The organism is Pseudomonas sp. GM33 (genome assembly GCF_000282295.1).
GTDB classification, from domain to species: domain Bacteria; phylum Pseudomonadota; class Gammaproteobacteria; order Pseudomonadales; family Pseudomonadaceae; genus Aquipseudomonas; species Aquipseudomonas laurylsulfatiphila.
The window spans coordinates 1-1,816 of record NZ_AKJO01000001.1 but is presented as its reverse complement, the minus strand read 5'-3'; the positions used below and the strand labels follow the sequence as shown (position 1 = coordinate 1,816).

Genomic DNA, 1,816 nt, shown 5'->3' with positions numbered 1-1,816 from the left:
CGACGGCGATGAAGTAGCGCAGGCAACAACTTTACCTACGGAAGTGTAAAGGCGTCTCCGATTATTCGACCGTGATGTATCTATATTAATCAGAACAAAAAACTGACCTATCGGATCATTCCGAAATCTTTGTAATACAGATCCGATCGCATATTTACCCCATTGAGCGATTTTCTTGTTCATGCTTAATTATCGAGGAGTCTAAACAAAGAACTCAGAAACCCACAAATCAAAACCGAACAAGGATGTAGGTAATGACTCAAAATGGAATCAACTTGCCCGCCACAGATGTTGTAGGCAGCTGGAGAGGTTCATCAGGTGGATACTGGTCTACGGACGGCATCATTATTGATGGCACTTACGTTCTCCCTCCACCAGAACCCGAGGTGGTTACGGAAGATAAAAAACCCCTTATCATCGACATGATAAAGCGTCAAACGGGACTTGACGAATTTACTTTCAATTTAAAAATACTAGACAAGGCATTAAACAAAAATGATGCATATGGCGCAATTAAAGATATTTGGCGTATCGTGGAAAGCGATCGTGGATGGGTAGATCCATACTGGAGAATCAACGATGATCTTTTCAAAAACAAAATCGTGAATTTTAGCTTGGCTGACGCTCTGCAAAAAAGTGGTTTCAGCTCAAGAGAAGCTATTATTGCAGTTGCCAGTTCCGGGCATGCAGACAGTACTTCATACAAGCTGGAAACCCCAAAACTTTCTGGAGGCACGTTCAGTCCTGTCAAGGCACTTGGACATTACCTATGGGGTAAAGGGCAAAAGCTTGAAGTCGACATCAACACCATCGGACTCAATATTTTAGAGCACAAACTACCATTACTAAGACAGGCGATTGAACACACAAAATTACCTGGCGTATATAATCTTGTCGACCCGCGCGTTGGATACGACACATATAGCGACAATCTAGCAACTTGGGCTTATCTGGGCAGAATTACTTTGAGCATGACAGGAGACTTTATACGAAGTAACGATGACTCCTGGCGATTTATTGGTGTAATAAAAGCCTACCATGACAGATACGATTTCAACGAGAGTGACAGACCTCCTGCATTAGAACATTTAACCACTGCCGGCAGGGCACTACCGGGAACAGGTTTTGAAATAGATATTTCAGGCGAACACAAAATACACTTAGTTGGCAAAGGACATCAAGTTCAACCGTTCTAATAATATCTAGGCAGTCAAATAATATCTGACTGCCTCTTTAATTATCAGCAGGGCACTATAACCATGTTCAATAAGCACTTTCGAACACTGTACCTCACAACGCTACCAATCTCTTCAGCTGCGAGTTGTTACATCGTTATTCTAAATTACAAAAACAGCATTTACCCTACCATGCAGGACACGATAGCAATCCCATTAGTCTCTATGATCGGATTGCTTGCCACACTATTATTACTATCCACCATCCAAAATCCGCTTTACAAACAGCTATACCATCAAAAGACAACCAATATTGCTTCAACTGCCTTAGCATTATTTTCCACAACAGCCTCGTCAGCATTGCTTATTGGATCTATTAATTATTGGCTCACTCCAAATCACTTAGGAATTTCCGCACTTTACTTCATCACATTTGCTACCTATGTAATCCACCAATTAAACTTTTACAAAAAATTCGCCTCGCGAAGAAAATGACCAACTCACTCTGGGCACCTTTGGTGACGGCCCAACGCTTGCAAGTTAAGCTCATAGAGCATCATCAAGATATCCTTACGCTTTGGACTCAACCTTTTGCGTCAGCAGCTCAACAAACGCTTTGGCCATCGCCGACTTCTGATCCT

The 1,816-nt window shown here is 42.1% G+C and carries 2 protein-coding genes; one reads left to right on the top strand and one right to left on the bottom strand.

Annotated elements, in window-relative coordinates; genetic code table 11:
• Window positions 1–183 (bottom strand): hypothetical protein (locus PMI26_RS31730; RefSeq protein WP_238540778.1); only part of this gene is annotated, 183 nt, incomplete at its 3' end.
• 71 nt (window positions 184–254) lie between these two features.
• On the opposite strand from PMI26_RS31730, the gene PMI26_RS29255 reads away from it, so the two are divergent.
• Window positions 255–1,196, top strand: a complete 942-nt coding sequence (locus PMI26_RS29255; RefSeq protein ID WP_007969728.1) for a lipid II-degrading bacteriocin — start codon at window positions 255–257, stop codon at window positions 1,194–1,196.
• Window positions 1,197–1,816: the final 620 nt, after the last annotated feature.

Coding starts and splice junctions, on each gene's coding strand:
- PMI26_RS29255 (WP_007969728.1), top strand. CDS start 255: ATGACTCAAAATGGAATCAACTTGCCCGCCACAGATGTTGTAGGCAGC.